Origin of the sequence: Nocardia sp. NPDC059195 (genome assembly GCF_042754695.1) — a bacterium.
Classification (GTDB): domain Bacteria; phylum Actinomycetota; class Actinomycetes; order Mycobacteriales; family Mycobacteriaceae; genus Nocardia.
This window is the reverse complement of sequence record NZ_JBHZBG010000025.1, coordinates 48,251-65,742: the sequence shown is the minus strand read 5'-3', so window position 1 is coordinate 65,742 and position 17,492 is coordinate 48,251. Positions and strand designations below refer to the sequence as shown.

The following is a 17,492-nucleotide window of genomic DNA, read 5'->3' as shown; positions in this document are numbered from 1 at the left end:
CCGCGCGCGCGAACTACCCGCGCGCGATCTGGCACGATGGTGCACGTGCCCCACCGCCATACCGTCCCGCCGAGAGCCGGGCGACCTTCCGGCATGCGCTCCGACCGGCACGAACCCCATCAGTTACGGGTCGAGCCTGCCACCGCGCACCTCGCCGGGTCGACGCCGACTCCCACCGGCGCGACCCCGCCGCGCCCAGCCGCCATAGTGCCGCATCCCACACCGGTGCAGCGGCTTTCACCGTCGGTGCCCGCTCCGGCCGACACACGGTCGATGTGGCGCCGCCGCACACTGCTGCGACTCGTCGGCGCGAGCGCGATCGGCATTCCCGCAGTGGCCGCGCTAGCCGCCTGCGCTGCGGACGATACCGTGCACGCGCCGGATTCTCTTGCCGCGCAAGAGGTTCTGGCCCGAGCCGATGCCGCCGCCGCGACGGCCGCGATCGCGCTGGCACCGCAGTCGAACGCCGCGCTGAGCACGATCGCCACCGAGCGCACTGCCCATGCCGACGCGCTTCGCACCGAAATCGACCGGGTGATCGGCGTTTACGGCGACGGCACCACCCCCGTACATCGCACGGGCACAGTGACCGTGCCCGGCCCCGATGGTTCCCCGGTGCCCGCCGCCGAAGTCGAGACCGCGGCCGCGCAGCCGACTACCGTCGCGCAGTTGCGTGATCAGCTGGTCCGCTCCCAACAATCCGCCGCCGCCCTGGCCCGCACCGAATCCGGTTATCGCGCCGGACTTCTCGCGTCGATCAGTGCGGCCTGCGCCACCCAGGCAGGAGTCCTGCTGACATGACCGAACAGCGCAAGTCCCTGCAGAACGCGCTCGATGCCGAGTACGCCGCCGTCTACTCCTACGGCCTGATCGCCGCGTACGCCAACGCCGACCGATCCCGCCTGGTCGCCGAGTTCAGCGCCGCGCATCGAGCACGCCGTGACGCCACGGTCGAGCTGCTCGAAGCAGAGGGCACAGCACCGAACGCCCCCGGCGCCGCCTACACCCCGCCCGCGCCGGTCGACGACCCGATCCCGGCCGCTCATCTGGCGGTGAGCGTCGAATCCGATTGTGCCGCAGCGTGGTACGCGGTCGTCGAGAACGCGACCGACGAATCGGTCCGCGCCACCGCGACGGAGGCACTCACCGAGGCCGCCGTCCGCCGCGCCCGCTGGCAGACGATTCTGGGATCGGTCCCGGTCACCGTCACCTTCCCGGGGCGGGCGTAGGCAACGAGCCGACATTTGTGGCGATTCCGGGCCCTGCACAGACGACTCGACCCATGGGCGATCCGGTCGATGGTCGGCTCATAGCGAGCCGATATCCGGCCGAACCGATCCACCGATGACGACCGTGCCGACCAGTTCAGCATTGCTCCTCGGCGGGGTTCGGACACGGTTCCGGGTAGCTCAGCGACCCACCCGGAACCGAGGGCCCGACTACGGGCGCATCGCGTACGCGCCGTCGTAGGCCGCTACCTGCTGCCACACCCGGTCGAAGCGCTCGGCGTCGGCGACCGGGCTGCGCAGGGCAGCGATCGCCCATGCACGCTGAGCCTCGGTGACCGACGGCTTGCCGAGCACCGCCGTGGCGTGGGTGTTGAAGTCACGGATCTGGAAGTCGAAGATCTGGTCGAGCACATCGCGGTCGAGCCCGGTGAGCTCGGCCTGCTCGAGGATCAGCTGGCCGTAGACCACCGTGGAGAACAGGTGGCCGATGGTCAGCATGAAGTCCAGGTCCTTCTGCTGGGCCGCGTCGGGGGCCGCGGTGAGCAGCAGGTTGCGCAGCGCTTGGGCCTGCTCGTAGAACCGGCCGACATTCGGGACCTCGGCTGCCTGCTCGTAGGCGGGGGTCCAGTCGGCGAACTGCACCTTGCCCGCTCCGCGTGCCGGACCCTGCTGCCAGAAGAACGGCTGGTCGCCTGCTTCGAGGTTGGTGCCGATCGCCGGGTATTCCTTCGGGTTGAGCAGGTAGTTCGGCATGAACTTCAGGATCTGGCCCACGTTCACGTGCACGGTGCCCTCGAGGCGCGGCAGGTGGTTGATGTAGCGCGAGGCCTGCGCGAAGTAGGTGGCCTTCTCGAAACCCTTGGCCGCCAGCACATCCAGTAGCAGGGTCATCGCGACCTCGGCCTCGGAGGTGACCTTGGACTTGGTCATCGGGTTGAACAGCAGGTAGCGGCGGTCCTCGAGCGAGGCGCTGCGGAAGTAGTCGACGGCGCGGTCGCTGAACAGCTTCATCGCGATCAGCCGCGAATAGGCGTCGACGAAATTGCCCCGCACATGAGCGAAGTCGGTGACCGGGTTGCCGTAGAGGATGCGGTTGTTGGCGTGGGTGATGGCTTCGAAGAACGAGTGCTCGACCATGCCGATGCCGCCGTGGCAGAGGTTGAACTTGCCGACATTGACGGTGTTGAGCGCGGCCGAGAAGGCTTCGGGCCCTTCGTGGAGCACGTCGGCGGCGGTCACCGGGTAGTTCTCCAGCCGGAAGTGGCTGACATACATCTGACCGTGGATGACGCTCTCGATCAGGTGGTAGTTGTCGTGGCGGCTGTCGGCGGCGAACCAGACGTAGCCTTCGGGGCCCTCGACATCACCGCGCCGGGAGAACACCGACACCATCGAGGCGACATTGCCGTTGCCGATGTAGTACTTCTCGCCGCTCGCCCGGAACAGGATGCCCGCCTCGGCGTCGGCACTGCCCGGCTCGCTCGGGGTGAGGATCAGGTCGGTGTTGTAGATGTCGGCGCCGTGGTCGCGCTCGGACAACGCGAACGCCATCACCTGACCGTCGTCGAGATCGGCGGCGGCCTTGCGCTTGGCGATCTCGTTGTCGCTCTGCCAGATCGGGCCGAGGCCCAGAATCGTGACTTGTTCCGCGTACCAATACGCAAGTCCGTAAAAGCCGAAGATCTCCGCCAGGGCCGCGTTACGCGCCGCGTCCCAGCGCTTGTTCGGGTCGCCGTCGGCGTAGGCGGCCGGGGTCAGGAAGGTCGCGAACAGCTTCTCCTTGCCGACGAACTCGAGGAACTCCGAGGTCCACACGGCGTCGCGATCCTCGACCAGCAGCTGCGCCTTGCCCTTGGACTCGAACCACTCGATGGTGGCGCGCAGCAGCCGCCGCGTCTCGGCATCGAAATGCTGCGGGTCGTAGGTGGCCGGGTTGAACAGCAGGCTGGGCGAACTCGTCATGCCGTTAACTTATCAGCGCCGCCCACTCGCCTCGACGACCCTCGAACCCGCTACCAGCACTTTCGCCTACGTAGCCGTAAGTTCGGACCGCCCGGCCTCCTGTTCGACGACACCCAGCGCCGGGGCGATCACAGCGTGGCCGGGGTCTGGTATTCGCCCACATATCCGGCGCGCCGGAAGCGATCCAGCCCGAGTTCGGTCCCGAGCTCCGCTCGCATCCCAGGGTTGCGCACGTAGAAGACGAACAGGTGATAGAGACGGGTCGGGTCGGTCTCGAGCTCGGTGTGTTCGATATCGATGGTTCGGTAGCCGGTATCGGCATCTCCGATGACAAGGGTGATCACATTGGTGCCGCCGCTCAATCGGGACTCCTTGCGGCTTTGGGCGCCGACCGCCGTGACATCCTGCCAGGCAACGCTGGTCGGACCCTTGCCGTAGTCGATCGCGATGTCCTGCGGCGTAAGCACGATGCCGACGTTGCCGAGGGTCTTTCGAGGGGGCTGGTAGATGCCGAAGCCGATGAGTAGAGCGACCAATGCGGGCAAGGAGATCATGAATAAGTACGCGGCTCCCATCGACCAGTCGTCGTTCAACGATGCGATGAAGTGCCACAACCCAGCCCCGAGAACGACCACTCCGTACGTTACGCACACCAAACGTCCGGCCGAGGACGGGCGCGCCACGGGCAACGCGAGTGCGGGACCCGTATCGGTGGCACGAATGTCAGCGGCCACCGGAGCGGATCGTGGCAGCTCCGACAATCCCCACCAGGTCAACGCGGCGGCCAGTGGGCCGATCAGCGCGAGAAGGAAGAATCCGCCCGCCACCGATTCCGTCACCATCACCAAGATCGCGCTGAACACCATCGGCCACAAGGCCAGCGCGCACACGAACGGCAGCACCATATAGCGGTACGCGCCGAATGCCTTGCGTTTCCAATCCTCCGGCAGCGGCAAATCAGACGTACTCCGGTACCTACCCACACCATCCCCTATTGCTCAGCCTCGTCTACTGGATTAGACGCGCCATAGACCCATTCGGTTCCAGCGAGTTTCAGCCGGCATCGGCGCCTGAGACAGCAAATCGCGCTGCCCCCCAAGAAGTGGGACAGCGCGATCGGTGAGACGAGATCAGCCGCGGATCTTGGCGGTTACCGCGCTGACGGCATCTTCGGCCGGGATCTCCTCGGCTTCGCCGGTGAAGCGGTTGCGCAGTTCCACCTTGCCTTCGGCCCAGCCGCGGCCGATGACGAGAATCCAAGGCATGCCGAGGAGTTCGGCGTCTTTGAACTTCACGCCGGGCGAGGCGGTGCGGTCGTCGAAGAGGACCTCGAGGCCCTCGGCGTCCAGGCCGGCGACTACGTGTTCGGCGCCGTCGCGGGCGGCGGCGTCCTTGTTGGCGATCACCACGTGCACGTCGAAGGGGGCGACTTCGGCGGGCCAGCGCAGGCCCTTCTCGTCGTGCTGCTGTTCGGCGATCACCGCGACCATGCGGGAGACGCCGATGCCGTAGGAGCCCATGGTGAGGCGGACCGGCTTGCCGTTCTCGCCGAGCACGTCGACGTCGAAGGCGTCGGTGTACTTGCGGCCGAGCTGGAAGATGTGGCCGATCTCGATGCCGCGCGCGGACACCAGCGGGCCCGCGCCGTCGGGCGAGGGATCGCCGTCGCGGACCTCGGCGGCCTCGATGGTGCCGTCGGGGGTGAAGTCACGACCGGCGACCAGGCCGACCACGTGCTTGCCCGAGACGTCGGCGCCGGTGATCCACGCGGTGCCCTCGACGACGCGGGGGTCGACGAGGTAGCGAACACCGTTGGCGGCCAACCCCTTCGGGCCGATGTAGCCCTTCACGAGGAAGGGGTTGGCGACGAAGTCGGCCTCGGTGAGCAGTTCCACCTCGGCGGGCTCGACGGCGGCGCCGAGACGCTTGTCGTCGACCTCGCGGTCACCGGGGACGCCGATGCCGAGGATCTCGGTCTTGCCGTCGGGGTGGCGCAGCTTCACCATCACGTTCTTCAGCGTGTCGGCGGCGGTCACCGTACGGTCGAGGACCTTCGCCTCGTTGGCCCAGTCGACCAGCGTCGCGATAGTGGGGGTGTTCGGGGTGTCGTACTCGACCGCGGCGGCCTGACCCTCGATGGGCAGCGACGCGGGCGCGGGCGTGACCACGGCTTCCACGTTCGCCGCGTAGCCGGACTCGACGCAGCGCACGTAGGTGTCCTCACCGACGGGGCTGGCGGCGAGGAACTCCTCGGACGCGCTGCCGCCCATGGCACCGGAGGTGGCGGCCACGATCACGTACTCGACCCGGAGCCGCTCGAAGATCGCCTCGTAGGCCTTGCGATGGGTGGCGTAGCTGTTGGTCAGACCGTTGTCGTCGATGTCGAAGGAGTAGGAGTCCTTCATCACGAACTCGCGCCCGCGCAGGATGCCCGCGCGGGGCCGCTCCTCGTCGCGGTACTTGGTCTGGATCTGGTACAGGGTGACCGGCAGATCCTTGTAGGAGTTGTACTCACCCTTCACGGTGAGCGCGAACAGCTCCTCGTGGGTGGGCCCGAGCAGGTAGTCACCGCCCTTGCGGTCCTTGAGCCGGAACAGGCCGGGGCCGTACTCGGTCCACCGGTTGGTGGTCTCGTAGGGCTCGCGTGGCAGCAGCGCGGGCAGCGAGATCTCCTGGGCGCCGGTGGCGTCCATCTCCTGGCGCACCACGTCCTCGATCTTGCGCAGCGTGCGCAGACCGAGCGGCAGCCACGAGTACACGCCGGGGGCGACCCGGCGGACGTAGCCGGCGCGAACGAGCAGTTTGTGGCTGGGCACCTCGGCGTCGGCGGGATCGTCTCGCAGGGTGCGCAGGAACAGGCGGGAGAGGCGGGTGATCACGGATGCACAGGGTAGTCCCTGGTCCTGGCCGGGCGACAGCCGATTACCACCTGGGCGCTCCGCCAGACCCCGAAAACCGGTTCCGGTAAAGAGCGCGCATCAGGTTACCCATTACAAATCTATTTCAATCATCAGATAACAACCTGATAACGTAACCGCACTTGGCAATTCTGAGATGACTAGGTTTTCCCTATAAGTCAATTACGCACTTACAACAGAGAATTGGTAGCGGTGACGCTGCCCTTGCGAGAGGTCACAATGGCTGAGACGAAATCCATGTCGAAGCGCTGTACAGCAGTGTTCGCCGGTGCCGCGTTGGTGGCCGCGGCCCTCGCCGGATGTACCAAGACCGAGCCCACCGAGAGCGGTCAGCTCCTGCAGTCACTGAAGGACAAAGGCACGATCACCGTGGGTTTCGCCGGTGAGGCGCCCTATTCGTTCGAAGACGGCGGCCAGCTCACCGGTGCGACCGTGGCCCTGCACAAGGAGATCTTCGCCAACCTCGGCATCAAGACCGTCGACGGTGTACAGACCGAGTTCGGCGCACTGATCCCCGGCCTGCAGGCCAATCGATTCGATGCGGTCAGCGCCGGCATGTCTATCCTGCCGAAACGCTGTGAACAGGCGTCTTTCAGCGAACCGGAATTCATGTACACCACCGCGCTGATGGTGAAACCCGGTAATCCGATGAATTTGACGGATATGCAGTCGATCAAGGCGAGCGGCGCGAAGATGGCCGCGATGACCGGCGCCATCGAATCCGATTACGCCAGCTCGCTCGGCATCGACGCCACCCAGGTCGGCACCCCGCAGGACGGCATGGACGCGGTCACCTCCGGGCGCGCCGACGTGTTCGCGCTCACCGCGATCTCGCTGAACTGGCTCGAGAGCCACACCCCCAACGCCGCGGTCGACGTGACACCGTCGTTCGTGGCCGTCATCGACGGCAAGCCGCAGGTCGGCGCCGGTGGCACTGTGTTCCGCACCACCGATCCCGACCTGCTCGCCGCCTACAACGCCGAGCTGACCAAGATCACCAGCGACAAGGACAAGTACCTGTCGATCGTCGGGAAGTTCGGGTTCACCGAGCGCGAACTGCCGGATCCGAAGTACACGACGGCCAAGCTGTGCAAGGGCGAAATCTGATCCACGCATGAGCAATTTCGACGCGGTACGCGATGCCCTTCCCGCACTGTGGAAGGGCATCGCCGTCACGCTGGAGCTGACCATCGGCGGCGCGCTCCTCGCGTTCGTCCTCGCCCTCGCCCTCGGCACCACCGCCCGCGTCCGCAATCTCGCGGCGCGCGGCAGCGCCCGGGTCATGATCGAATTCTTCCGCGGCACGTCACTTCTGGTGCAGATCTTCTGGCTGTTCTATGTGCTCCCGCTGCTCGGCTACAAACTCGAACCACTCCTCTGCGGCATCCTGGCGCTGGGCCTGAACTACGGCGCCTACGGTGCCGAGGTGGTGCGTGGCGCGCTCAACGCGGTGCCGCGTGCGCAGTTCGAGGCGGCGGTCGCGCTGAATTTCAGTCCGTGGCAGCGGATGCGCAGGGTGCTGTTCCCGCAAGCGTGGGCGCTGATGCTGCCCTCGTTGACCAATCTGCTGGTTCACCTACTCAAAGGCACCGCGGTGGCGTCCTACATCACCCTGCACGACCTGACCTACGAGATCGGTGACCTGCGCAAGACCACCAGCGACACCCTGTTCTCCTTCGGTGTCGGCTTGGTCATCTACTTCGTCCTGGGCTACCTGCTCACCCTCGGCATGAACCTGCTCGAAACCCGCGCCAAGACCAAGCTGGGTCGCGGGGCCACGCTCAAGGATGTGCTGAGCCTGGCGCCCGATGACACGAAGGTGGCGCCATGACCGCGGAATGGAGTTGGGAGCGCGCCCGCGAGGCGCTGCCGGTGCTCTGGGACGGCTTCCAGATCACGCTGCTGGCGACGGTGCTCGGCTTCGCGCTGGCCGCGGTGCTCGGGCTGGCGATCGCGATGATCCGGCGCACGATGCCGCGCCCGATCGCCGCACCGGTGCACGCGGTGAGCGAGTTCATCCGCCTCACCCCGCTGGTCGTGCAGCTGCTGTTCGCCTACACGCTGCTCACGCAGTTCTCGGCGTTGCAGATCGGCATCGTGGTGCTGGGCATCCACTATTCGAGTTACCTGGCCGAGGTGTACCGGGCCGGGATCGAGGCGGTGCCGAAGGGGCAGTGGGAGGCGGCACGCGCGCTGTCGTTGCCGCCGATACGCACCTGGGGTGCGGTGGTGCTGCCTCAGGCGATCCGGGCGAGCCTGCCCGCGCTCGGCACCAACGCCGTCTCGATGTTCAAGGACACACCGTTCCTGTTCGCCATCTCGGTCGTCGAATTGGTGACCGCCGCACAGCAATTCGGGGCACGCAACTTCGCGTACCTGGAGTCGATCACGATGGCCGGGGTGTTCTTCCTCGTTGCCAGCTACCCGACGTCTGTGCTGATCAGAAGACTGGAGAAGCGACTTGCCTACTACTGATGACGAGATGATCCGATTCGATCAGGTGGTCAAACGCTTCGGCGCGCTCACCGTGCTCGACGAACTCGATTTCAGCGTCCGGCGCGGTGAGAAGGTGACGCTGATCGGGCCGTCCGGGTCCGGCAAGACCACCATCCTGCGGCTGCTGATGACCCTGGAGACGATCAGCGACGGCGTGATCTGGGTCGACGGTGAACCGCTCACCCATACCGAGCGCGGCGGAAAGCTGGTGCCCGCCAAGGAGAAACATCTGCGCGCGGTGCGAACCAAGATCGGCATGGTGTTCCAGCAGTTCAACCTGTTCCCGAACATGACGGTGTTGGAGAACATCACCGAGGCGCCCATCCACGTGCTCGGCAAGTCGAAAGACGAAGCGCGCGAACGTGCTCGGCATCTGCTCGACGTGGTCGGTCTGTCCGACAAGGCGAACGCGCATCCTTCGCAGCTGTCGGGCGGGCAGCAGCAGCGGGTCGCGATCGCGCGGTGTTGCGCGATGGACCCGAAGGTCATGCTGCTCGACGAGGTGACGTCGGCCTTGGACCCGGAACTGGTCGGTGACGTCCTCGACGTGTTGCGCACGATCGCCGAGACCACCGATATCACCATGCTGATCGTCACCCACGAGATGCGCTTCGCCCGCGAGGTGTCGGACCGGGTGCTGATGTTCGACTCCGGTCGCATCATCGAGCAGGGTCCGCCAGAGCAGATCTTCGAAGCACCAACCAACGAGCGCACTCGCAAGTTCTTGGAAGCGGTGCGCTGAGCTCGACGCCTGATCGAGGCGGGTGGGCGCCGTACGAGACCGCTGACGGTGGCCGCCCGGTCCGCGACGGGGCGGGGCGCAGTGGCGGTTTCGGCGGCGATTACCGTTGTCGATCGTGCTGGTGCTGCTGCCTCCCTCCGAAACCAAGTCCGACGGCGGATCGGGCGCGCCGCTCGACCTCGCCGATCTCGCGATGCCGCAGCTCAGTGCGGTTCGCGACAAACTGATCACCGAGGTGGTGCAACTGGCGGCCGACCCGGCCTGCTCCGCCGAGGTACTCGGCTTGGGCAAAGGCGCCGATGCGGAGATCGCCCGCAACGCGAGCCTGCGCACGTCGGCGACCCGCCCCGCCCTGGAGCGCTACACCGGTGTCCTCTATGACGCGCTGGACGCGAAGTCGTTCACCAAGGTGCAGCGGACCAAGGCGTACGCACGTTTGGGGATCGGTTCGGCCCTGTTCGGCGCAGTCCGCGCAGCCGACCCGATCCCCGCTTACCGCCTCTCCGGCGGCACCAAACTCCCAGGGTTGCCGACACTTTCGGCGGTGTGGCGCGATGTGCTGCCCGACGCCCTCTACCGCGAGGCCGCAGGCGAACTCGTCATCGACCTTCGCTCGGGCACCTACCAGCAACTCGGCCGGGTGCCCGACGCCATCACCGCCAATGTCCTCACCGAACACCCCGACGGCTCACGCACCGTCGTCAGCCACTTCAACAAGCATCACAAGGGCCTACTCGCCCGCGCCCTCGTCGTCACCCGCGCCGATCCCACCGACATCCGCGCCGTCGCCCGGGTAGCCACCAAAGCGGGCCTGCGAGCCGAAATCGCCTCCCCCACCGAACTTCTGATCATTACTGAGTAACGGAGGCCATGAGCTGGATGAGGTTGCCGCAGGTGTCGTCGAAGACCGCGGTACTGACCGGACCCATGGGAGCGGGGGCCTGGGTGAAGAAGACGCCGCGGTCGAGCAGGCGGCGGTATTCGGCGTCGAGGTCGTCGACGGTGAAGACGATGACGGGGATGCCCTCGGCACTCAGTGCCGTTTTGTAGGCCTTGGCCGCCGGGTGCTGGTCGGGCTCGAGCAGGAGCTGGATGCCGTCGACATCGGCCGGTGAGACGAGGGTGAGCCAGTCGAATTCGCCGACGGGGACCTTGTCTTTGACCTGGAAGCCGAGCACGTCGGTGTAGAAGGCCTCGGCCTTGGCCTGGTCGTCGACGAAGACGCTGGTCACTCCGATGCGGATCATGTGTCCTCCTGATGGATGGGCCATCGCGCCGAGACCGCCCGCAGCGGCGTGAAATCGGCGTGATGGAACTTGTATCGGCCGAGCCGGCGGGTGTGTACGAGACCGGCTTCCTCGAGCACGCCGAGATGCTGGGTGATCGCCTGACGCGACGAGCTGATGTCGTGCTTGCTCACGAGGCGGGCGCACAGTTCGAACAGGGTTTGCCCATCACGATCGGCCAGTTCGTCGAGAAGCGCGCGTCGTGTCGAATCCGCCAGTGCGGTGAAAATATCGGTCACTCGGCACGCTCCGTTCACTCCCTCGAACCATAGGCAAGCTCACACTTGCCTGTCAAGCGCAAGCAGCCGCTTGCCTGTCATTCCCCGCACCCCGCCCGCCACCCTCGTGCCGCGTCCACCAATCGGGCGTGAACCAGGTCGACGTGTGGTCGTGACGGCGCGCCGACCCGGCGAGCGAGGAAACCGGTGTTGATCGGCGGGTCGACGGGATCGAGCAGCGTCACCAGCGTTCCGTCGGCCAGTTCCCGGCCGCACAGGTAGTGCGGAAGCACGCTGATCCCCGCCCCCGCGGCGACCGCGGCGAGTACCGCGCGGAGGTCGCCGACAATCAGGGCCGGTTCGGTTTCCAGGCGGGTCTCGAAGACGTGGCGCCAGTAGCGGCGCAGGATCGGCAGATCGGCGGCGTAGCTGACGAGCGGGATGCCCGCCAGCGCGATCGGGCCGTCGGCGCGCAGACGTTCGGTGTCGATGCGGTCGGCTATCGAGGGGGCGGCGACGAGGAGGAATTCCTCGTCGACGAGCGGTTCGGCCAGCACGGTCCGCCCCCGAGGGCGAGTGGTGGCGAACACCAGATCCAGTGCGCCCGACTGCAATCGGGCGAGCAGGTCGTCGGTGAGCCCGGTGCTGACGGTGAGCCGTACGCCGTCGGCGACCAATGGTGCGAGCGCGGGCACGACCTTGGCGGCGAGCATCTCCGCCGGTCCGCCGAGCAGCACCGGCGGCTCGGGCGGCGCCGCACGGTCGGTCGCCGCACCGCTCACGACCGCTTCCAGCGCCTCGAGTGGGGCGCTCACCCGTGCCGCGAGCTCGTGACCGGCGGCAGTCGGCGACACCCCGCGGGGCAGGCGTTCGAACAGCGGCCTGCCCAGGTGCCTTTCGAGCGCCTGGATCTGCGTGGTCACGGTCGGCTGGGACAGCCCCACCTGGGCCGCGCCCGCGGTGAGCGATCCGGTGCGGAAGACGGCCAGGAAGGTCCGCAGTTGCACCAGATCCATCGAGCCATCGGCTGACCTATGTCTCATATAGACAATCCTATTGGTCAGGAGATGCCATCGACCCTAGCGTTGTTCCCATGGCACACATCCTGTTCGTTCTCACCGGCGCCGATCATTGGACACTGGCCGACGGCACCGAACATCCCACCGGCTACTGGGCCGAGGAATTCACGGCACCCTATGCGGCCTTCACCGGGGCGGGCCACACCGTCACCGTGGCCACCCCGAACGGCGTGATCGCGGCCATCGACCAGGCCAGCCTGGCCCCCGAGGTCAACGGTGGCGCCGACGGCGCGGCAGCGGTCGCCGAGATCATCTCCGGCGCCACCGCATTGCGGAGTCCGCTCGCCCTCGACAAGGTCGACCTCGCCGACTACGACGCCGTCTTCTACCCCGGTGGCCACGGCCCGATGCAAGATCTCGCCGTCGACCATGTCTCCGGCGCCCTCCTCAACAACGCACTCGCCTCCGGCAAACCGCTCGGGATCGTCTGCCACGCCCCCGCCGCGCTGCTCGCCACCGCGGAGTCGGGCAGCTCCCCCTTCGCCGGCTACCGGCTCACCGCGTTCAGCAATGCCGAGGAGACCCAGGCAGGCTTCGCCGACAAGGCGAAGTGGCTGCTCCAGGACCGGCTGGTCGCGCTCGGTGTCAACTACCGCGAAGGCGACCCGTGGGCCCCGCACATCGAGGTCGACCGCAATCTCTACACCGGCCAGAACCCCGCTTCCGCGAGCCCACTGGCCGCCGAGATGCTCACCGCTCTCTGACGACACGACGGCCACGCACCCGTCAGGGCGGTACCGATCGGCCGCGGTTTGTCGATGTCCCCACCGTCGACGACCGCGACCGCTGCCGCCTGGTCACGACGCCGGATTCTCGGAGAACCGGGCAGCTGGTCACGTCAGCCGATCACCGCGGTGAGTTCGGCGAGTTCAGCTGCGAGGTTGGCACGGGCGATCGCCTCGTAGCGGTCGTGGGCGAGGTCGGTGCGGAACAGGCGGGGCTGGTTGGCCAGGTTGCGCAGCACCGACGCGCGGCCCGCCCGGAACAGGTCGTCGGGGACGTGGGCGTATTCGCCACGGATCGCGGTGGTGTAGGCGGCGTATTCCTCGGGTGTGCCGCCGAGAACGACGAGGTCGGCATCACAGAGCACCGCGCCGTTCGCATCGCCCGGCTGCGGCTTGTGCCCGCGGGTCAGCACCACCAGCCGCACCACCTCCTCGACCAATTCCGGTGCGGCACCGAGTGATTCGAGGATGTCACGGCCCAGATCCGCGCTACGCTCCTCATTGTCGGCCCGCGCGACGGCGTAGATCGCGTCGTGGAAGAACGCCGCGTACCGCACAGCATCGATATCAGCTGCGGCACCGGCGAATTCGTCGATGGCCGCGAGCATCACCGCCAGGTGCGTGCCGGTGTGGTAGCGGCGGTGCGGCTCGCTGTACCGCCCCACCACCCCGGCACCGATTTGTTCGGCTTCGACCCCGGCCAACGCGATCCACTGGTCGATCAGGTTCTGCGACAACGCACTCATACAACAAGTTTCGTCGTCGGCACCGACGCCCACAACCCCCGATTCCTACCTGGCGCGCACCCCGAAAGGGCTCAGACCTCGGCAGCGGCGAGGGCCGCACGCACCTGCTCGGCACTACCGCGCTTCGAGGCGGGCGGCCAGTTGCCGTCGGCGACGGCGTACGGGTGGATGTAGACCGGTGTATCCCGTTGGGAGCGACGGCTTTCGGCGAGGGAGCCACCGTCGACCACGTCATAGCCGATGGTGTCGATGAGGTCGGCTGCCAGCTTCTTGGCGTCGGGGTCGTCGCCGAAGATGGGCAAGGCGGAGCGGTCCGCGGCGCCCGCGGGCCGGGCGAGTTCGGCGAGGTTGGCGTAGACGATGTTGTTGAACGCCTTGACCACCTTCGACTCGGGAAGGTGTTGTTGCAGCAGTTCGCTGGTGGTGGTCTCGTCAGCGTCGAGTTCCGGGAACGCACCGTCGCGGTCGGGATAGTAGTTGTTGGTGTCGACCACGACCTTGCCCGCGAGCGGTGCGACCGGCACCTCCCGATACGCCTTCAACGGCACGGTCACCACCACGAGATCACCGGCGGCCGCCGCCGCGGCCGGGGTAGCCGCCCGCGCCCGCGGACCCAGCTCGGCGACCAGATCCGCCAAGGTCTCCGGTCCACGCGAGTTGCTGAGGACCACGTCATAGCCCGCGTCCACAGCCAGCCGCGCCACGGTGGAACCGATATGTCCGCTACCGATCAATCCGAGTGTCGTCATGCGCGGAACAACCGCCACCACCGCACGATTGTTCCCCGGCTCATGTGGACCATTGTCACCGCTCGAGCCGCCGGATAGCGTGGGGCGATGGTGTCTTCGGCTCATCTGGCCTCGTTCGCGGGTTTGGCGTTTCTGCTGGTGATCGTGCCCGGGCCGAGCGTCTTGTTCACTATCGGTCGTGCGCTCACCGTGGGGCGACGATCGGCGCTGATGACCGTGCTCGGCAACTCGGTCGGGGTGTACGGACAGGTTGTCGCGGTCGCGTTCGGGTTGGGCGCGGTGGTGGCCGCGTCGGCGGCGGTGTTCACGGCGATCAAACTCGTTGGGGCCGCCTATCTGGTCTACCTCGGCGTACAGGCGATTCGGCATCGTGACGCACTGCGGGCGGCCTTTCATTCCGAACAGGGAGTGGATCCGCACCGGCCGATTCTCGCGTTCCGGGACGGGCTGATCGTCGGGGTCACCAACCCGAAGAACATCGTCTTCCTGGCGGCGCTGCTGCCACAGTTCGTGGACACCACGCGTTCGGTCCCACAACAGATGCTGATCCTCGGGCTCTGCATCCCGGTGTTCGGCCTGATCTTCGACTCGCTCTGGGCGCTCGTCGCGGGGTCGGCACGGTCGTGGTTCGCGCGGTCGCCACGCCGTCTCGCCGCCGTCGGCGGTACCAGCGGCCTGGTTATGATCGGGCTCGGTACGTCGCTGGCTCTCACCGGCCGCAAAGACTGAACTACGACCGTCAGGATGTTCGATGAAGAGCTTGCTGCTCGCCGGTGCTCTAGCGCTGATGTTTTCGGTGTCGACGCACGCCGGGGCACAGGCCGAGGCGGGTGCTACTTACGTCGCGCTCGGTGATTCCGGGGCAGCCACGACGGGTGCGGTCGATCTCGACCTCGCAGCTCCGCTGCGATGCGTCCGTTCCACGTCCAACGCACCGAAACTGGTCGCCGAAAAACTCGGGCTGGTGCTGGACGACCGGACATGTAGCTCGGCGAAGATTCCCGATCTGTACAACTCGCAGGGCGCCGGGATCGCCCCGCAGTTCGACGCGCTCGGTCCCGCCACCGAGATCGTCACGCTGCACATGGGCGACAATGATGCCGACATGACCGAGTTCATCCTCGGCCATTGTCATGCGAGAGCACTCAGCGGTGGGTGCGCCGCCGAGGCAGATCCGGAGTGGGACAGCAAGATCGACGCGATCGCGCCCGCCTACGCCGCCGCGCTGGCCGACATCACCCGGCTCGCACCGCATGCGACCGTCTTCGTCGACGGCTGGCCCACCTATCTCACCGACACCAGCTGCTCGGCCATGCTGGGCCTGCTCCCCGCCGATGCCGCCTACATCCAGTCCAAGTTCGAACGCCTCAACACCGTCGTCGCCCGGGCGGCCGCCGACCACGGCGCCGTGTACATCGATACCGTCGCCGCCTCGCGCGAGTTCGGGATGTGTGCCGACCCGGCGACCCGCTGGTTCGACCCGATGCTGGCCGATCAGACCCTGCTCCCCTATCACCCCACCCGCGCCGGGCAGCGCGGCGTCGCGGATCTGATCGTCGCCGCCGTCGAATCCAGCGGGGTCCTCGCTCGCTGAGCTCGCCGCTTTCCAGCGCGATATCAACGCGGGTTCACCTGCGTCGCTTCAGAACCGACCGCGGACGGCCTAGAGTTTGTCGCCCGCGGTGAGGTCGCGCACGAGCAGCGCGGCGTGCAGGGAAGTCCGCGATTCACCATCGTCGAGATCGACGGCGAGGATGCGTTCGATGCGGTCGAGGCGGTCGTAGAGGGTGGGTCGGCTGATCGCGAGCGCCTTGGCGAGGTCGGTCTTGTTGCCTGCCAGGTCGAGGAAGCGGCGCAGGGTCCCGGTGAGATCGGCCGTGTGCCGGATGTCGTAGCGCAGGAGCGCGCCGAGTTCGGCCTCGGCGAAGCTCTGCACGCCCGGCTCGTCGCGGATCGACGAGAGCAAGCCGCGCAGGCGAATATCGGCGCTGCGGAAGAACATTCGGCTGGGCACCGTCGTCATCGACTGGGCCACCTCGGCGACACCCGCCGCGTGCGCGAGCCTGCCCGCGGTATCGAGGAGTGAATCGGAATCGGCGCCGGCGCCGATCACCGCACGACGCACGCCCTCGACCCGGCGGACCTCGGCCAGCACCGCCGAACACACCGGCGCCAGCCGATCATCGACATCACCGCCACGCGACACCGCGAGGATCACGGTGACCTGTTCCCCGTCGGTACCACCGCGCGTTCGCCGGTGCTCTGCCGCACTGAGCGCCGAAGCGCCGACCAGGCCGAGTGCATGGGTCACCGCTTCGACGATCGACTCGCTCCGTCGTTGCGCCGCCACCGGATCCGTCGTCGACTCGGTATCGATCTCGAGCGCCAGCGGCACGTAGCGGGCCCGCCGGTGCAGGCCGAGCGCGGCAGCGCGGGCCTGTGCGTCACGCTCGTCGGTCACCCGTCCTTCCACCAGGTCGGCGATCAGGCCGGTTTGGGCTTGCCGGTGCAGCCCGAAGCGGTCTTTGTCGATCATCCGGTGCAGGGTGATGGTTTGCGCGGCGCGTTCGAGCACCATGTCGACCCGCGCGGTATGGGCTCGGCCGGTGCGCAGGATCAGCCTGCCCCAGCGTTGCGTGTGCGGGCCCACGCCGACCACGCCGGATCCGTCGGGCAGCAGCCGCGACATCGACTCCCAATCCTCCAGCAGCGCAGCAGAACTGATGTGGCGGGCGGTGGCCGCCAGCACTCGATGCGAGAGGTCTTCGAGCACCACCGACGCGTCGAGCATGCTCGCGGCGGTCTGCACGATCTCGGCCAGCGCGGCGCGGCGCACACTCAGCTCGGTGAAGGTCTCGTGCACGGTGCGCGCGAACTCGAGTTCGGCGTACTGGTCGGCGACGATCGCCCGGTGGACGGCTTCGGTGATTTCCACGAAGCGGGTCACCCGATGCAGCACGATCACCGGCAGCCCGAGTTCGGCGGCGGTGGCCGCGACGACAGGTCCGAGTTCACTCACATAGCTGCCGAGTTCCACGACCAGTCCCGCAATACCGGCGGCGGACAGGGATCGCAGGTAGGCGATCCGCGCCTGCTCGGGAGCGGCGAGTGCCTGCCCGGTGGTCAGGATCAACTCCGAGCCGACCAGGAGGTCGGCCACCGAGGCCTGATCGCTGACATGTACCCAGCGCACCGGCCGGTCCAGGTTCGCGGCACAGACGACCTCGGGTTGCCCGGCTTGCATCACCGGCGTCGCGAGCACATCGGCCACGGTCAACTGCACTGACGAATCGTAATACGAATCCCGAAAATGTGTACAAATCGTCGGCCCTCGCCAGGCGA

The 17,492-nt window shown here is 67.2% G+C and carries 19 protein-coding genes; 10 read left to right on the top strand and 9 right to left on the bottom strand.

Annotated elements, in window-relative coordinates; genetic code table 11:
- Positions 1–45 precede the first annotated feature (45 nt).
- Positions 46–801: a hypothetical protein gene (locus ACFXKN_RS26035; protein WP_378944260.1), complete on the top strand. Its 756-nt coding sequence runs from the start codon at positions 46–48 to the stop codon at positions 799–801.
- Positions 798–1,229 (top strand): ferritin-like domain-containing protein, encoded by a 432-nt coding sequence (locus ACFXKN_RS26030; protein WP_378944257.1) that lies wholly within the window; start codon positions 798–800, stop codon positions 1,227–1,229. Before ACFXKN_RS26035 ends, ACFXKN_RS26030 begins: the two co-directional genes overlap by 4 nt.
- Positions 1,230–1,439: 210 nt before the next feature.
- Here the strand turns inward: ACFXKN_RS26030 and ACFXKN_RS26025 are convergent, their stop codons facing one another.
- From ACFXKN_RS26025 to ACFXKN_RS26015, 3 genes are all read right to left on the bottom strand, one after another.
- Positions 1,440–3,191 carry an acyl-CoA dehydrogenase family protein gene (locus ACFXKN_RS26025; RefSeq protein WP_378944254.1) on the bottom strand — a complete coding sequence of 584 codons (1,752 nt, stop codon included), beginning with the start codon at positions 3,189–3,191 and terminating at the stop codon, positions 1,440–1,442.
- Positions 3,192–3,319: 128 nt separating this feature from the next.
- Entirely contained in the window at positions 3,320–4,147 is an 828-nt protein-coding gene (locus tag ACFXKN_RS26020) for a hypothetical protein (protein WP_378944248.1), read from the bottom strand.
- A 174-nt stretch (positions 4,148–4,321) separates the two neighbouring features.
- The gene (locus ACFXKN_RS26015; RefSeq protein WP_378944243.1) at positions 4,322–6,070 is read right to left on the bottom strand and encodes a proline--tRNA ligase; all 1,749 of its coding nucleotides are present in this window, start codon (positions 6,068–6,070) and stop codon (positions 4,322–4,324) included.
- 258 nt (positions 6,071–6,328) lie between these two features.
- Here ACFXKN_RS26015 and ehuB point away from each other — a divergent pair, with 258 nt between their 5' ends.
- The 5 genes from ehuB to yaaA all read left to right on the top strand — a co-directional run bounded on the left by ehuB (position 6,329) and on the right by yaaA (position 10,209).
- The gene (gene ehuB, locus ACFXKN_RS26010) at positions 6,329–7,216 is read left to right on the top strand and encodes an ectoine/hydroxyectoine ABC transporter substrate-binding protein EhuB (RefSeq protein ID WP_379433994.1); all 888 of its coding nucleotides are present in this window, start codon (positions 6,329–6,331) and stop codon (positions 7,214–7,216) included.
- 7 nt (positions 7,217–7,223) lie between these two features.
- Entirely contained in the window at positions 7,224–7,940 is a 717-nt protein-coding gene (gene ehuC, locus ACFXKN_RS26005; RefSeq protein ID WP_378944235.1) for an ectoine/hydroxyectoine ABC transporter permease subunit EhuC, read from the top strand.
- Positions 7,937–8,584 (top strand): ectoine/hydroxyectoine ABC transporter permease subunit EhuD, encoded by a 648-nt coding sequence (gene ehuD, locus ACFXKN_RS26000; RefSeq protein ID WP_378944231.1) that lies wholly within the window; start codon positions 7,937–7,939, stop codon positions 8,582–8,584. The genes ehuC and ehuD overlap by 4 nt, the downstream gene beginning before the upstream one ends.
- A gap of 7 nt (positions 8,585–8,591) precedes the next feature.
- The gene (gene ehuA / locus ACFXKN_RS25995) at positions 8,592–9,347 is read left to right on the top strand and encodes an ectoine/hydroxyectoine ABC transporter ATP-binding protein EhuA (RefSeq protein WP_378946135.1); all 756 of its coding nucleotides are present in this window, start codon (positions 8,592–8,594) and stop codon (positions 9,345–9,347) included.
- Positions 9,348–9,462: 115 nt separating this feature from the next.
- Positions 9,463–10,209, top strand: a complete 747-nt coding sequence (gene yaaA / locus ACFXKN_RS25990) for a peroxide stress protein YaaA (RefSeq protein WP_378944226.1) — start codon at positions 9,463–9,465, stop codon at positions 10,207–10,209.
- Here yaaA and ACFXKN_RS25985 read toward each other — a convergent pair.
- From ACFXKN_RS25985 to ACFXKN_RS25975, 3 genes are all read right to left on the bottom strand, one after another.
- Positions 10,199–10,591, bottom strand: a complete 393-nt coding sequence (locus ACFXKN_RS25985; protein ID WP_378946131.1) for a VOC family protein — start codon at positions 10,589–10,591, stop codon at positions 10,199–10,201. The genes yaaA and ACFXKN_RS25985 overlap by 11 nt on opposite strands.
- On the bottom strand, positions 10,591–10,872 hold the full coding sequence (locus ACFXKN_RS25980) for an ArsR/SmtB family transcription factor (protein ID WP_378944223.1): 282 nt from the start codon (positions 10,870–10,872) through the stop codon (positions 10,591–10,593). Before ACFXKN_RS25980 ends, ACFXKN_RS25985 begins: the two co-directional genes overlap by 1 nt.
- Before the next feature lie 77 nt (positions 10,873–10,949).
- Positions 10,950–11,894, bottom strand: coding sequence for a LysR family transcriptional regulator (locus tag ACFXKN_RS25975; RefSeq protein WP_378944219.1), 945 nt, complete (start codon positions 11,892–11,894; stop codon positions 10,950–10,952).
- 50 nt (positions 11,895–11,944) lie between these two features.
- Between ACFXKN_RS25975 and ACFXKN_RS25970 the strand changes: the two genes are divergently transcribed.
- Complete coding sequence (locus tag ACFXKN_RS25970) at positions 11,945–12,634, top strand: type 1 glutamine amidotransferase domain-containing protein (protein WP_378944215.1); 690 nt, start codon at positions 11,945–11,947, stop codon at positions 12,632–12,634.
- Between the two features lie 134 nt (positions 12,635–12,768).
- On the opposite strand, the gene ACFXKN_RS25965 is transcribed toward ACFXKN_RS25970, so the two are convergent.
- Both ACFXKN_RS25965 and ACFXKN_RS25960 read right to left on the bottom strand, forming a co-directional pair.
- On the bottom strand, positions 12,769–13,401 hold the full coding sequence (locus tag ACFXKN_RS25965) for a metal-dependent phosphohydrolase (RefSeq protein ID WP_378944210.1): 633 nt from the start codon (positions 13,399–13,401) through the stop codon (positions 12,769–12,771).
- A 71-nt stretch (positions 13,402–13,472) separates the two neighbouring features.
- A complete protein-coding gene (locus ACFXKN_RS25960; RefSeq protein ID WP_378944207.1) occupies positions 13,473–14,150 on the bottom strand; it encodes an NADPH-dependent F420 reductase in 678 nt (225 codons plus the stop codon).
- Positions 14,151–14,237: 87 nt separating this feature from the next.
- On the opposite strand from ACFXKN_RS25960, the gene ACFXKN_RS25955 reads away from it, so the two are divergent.
- Positions 14,238–14,879: a LysE family translocator gene (locus ACFXKN_RS25955; RefSeq protein WP_378944204.1), complete on the top strand. Its 642-nt coding sequence runs from the start codon at positions 14,238–14,240 to the stop codon at positions 14,877–14,879.
- A gap of 22 nt (positions 14,880–14,901) precedes the next feature.
- On the top strand, positions 14,902–15,744 hold the full coding sequence (locus ACFXKN_RS25950; protein WP_378944201.1) for an SGNH/GDSL hydrolase family protein: 843 nt from the start codon (positions 14,902–14,904) through the stop codon (positions 15,742–15,744).
- Between the two features lie 69 nt (positions 15,745–15,813).
- Here the strand turns inward: ACFXKN_RS25950 and ACFXKN_RS25945 are convergent, their stop codons facing one another.
- Positions 15,814–17,433, bottom strand: a complete 1,620-nt coding sequence (locus ACFXKN_RS25945) for a PucR family transcriptional regulator (RefSeq protein ID WP_378944198.1) — start codon at positions 17,431–17,433, stop codon at positions 15,814–15,816.
- Positions 17,434–17,492 lie beyond the last annotated feature (59 nt).

Coding starts and splice junctions, on each gene's coding strand:
- ACFXKN_RS26030 (WP_378944257.1), top strand. CDS start 798: ATGACCGAACAGCGCAAGTCCCTGCAGAACGCGCTCGATGCCGAGTAC.
- ACFXKN_RS26025 (WP_378944254.1), bottom strand. CDS start 3,191: ATGACGAGTTCGCCCAGCCTGCTGTTCAACCCGGCCACCTACGACCCG.
- ehuB (WP_379433994.1), top strand. CDS start 6,329: ATGGCTGAGACGAAATCCATGTCGAAGCGCTGTACAGCAGTGTTCGCC.
- ehuC (WP_378944235.1), top strand. CDS start 7,224: ATGAGCAATTTCGACGCGGTACGCGATGCCCTTCCCGCACTGTGGAAG.
- ehuD (WP_378944231.1), top strand. CDS start 7,937: ATGACCGCGGAATGGAGTTGGGAGCGCGCCCGCGAGGCGCTGCCGGTG.
- ehuA (WP_378946135.1), top strand. CDS start 8,592: ATGATCCGATTCGATCAGGTGGTCAAACGCTTCGGCGCGCTCACCGTG.
- ACFXKN_RS25975 (WP_378944219.1), bottom strand. CDS start 11,894: ATGAGACATAGGTCAGCCGATGGCTCGATGGATCTGGTGCAACTGCGG.
- ACFXKN_RS25970 (WP_378944215.1), top strand. CDS start 11,945: ATGGCACACATCCTGTTCGTTCTCACCGGCGCCGATCATTGGACACTG.
- ACFXKN_RS25965 (WP_378944210.1), bottom strand. CDS start 13,401: ATGAGTGCGTTGTCGCAGAACCTGATCGACCAGTGGATCGCGTTGGCC.
- ACFXKN_RS25960 (WP_378944207.1), bottom strand. CDS start 14,150: ATGACGACACTCGGATTGATCGGTAGCGGACATATCGGTTCCACCGTG.
- ACFXKN_RS25955 (WP_378944204.1), top strand. CDS start 14,238: ATGGTGTCTTCGGCTCATCTGGCCTCGTTCGCGGGTTTGGCGTTTCTG.
- ACFXKN_RS25950 (WP_378944201.1), top strand. CDS start 14,902: ATGAAGAGCTTGCTGCTCGCCGGTGCTCTAGCGCTGATGTTTTCGGTG.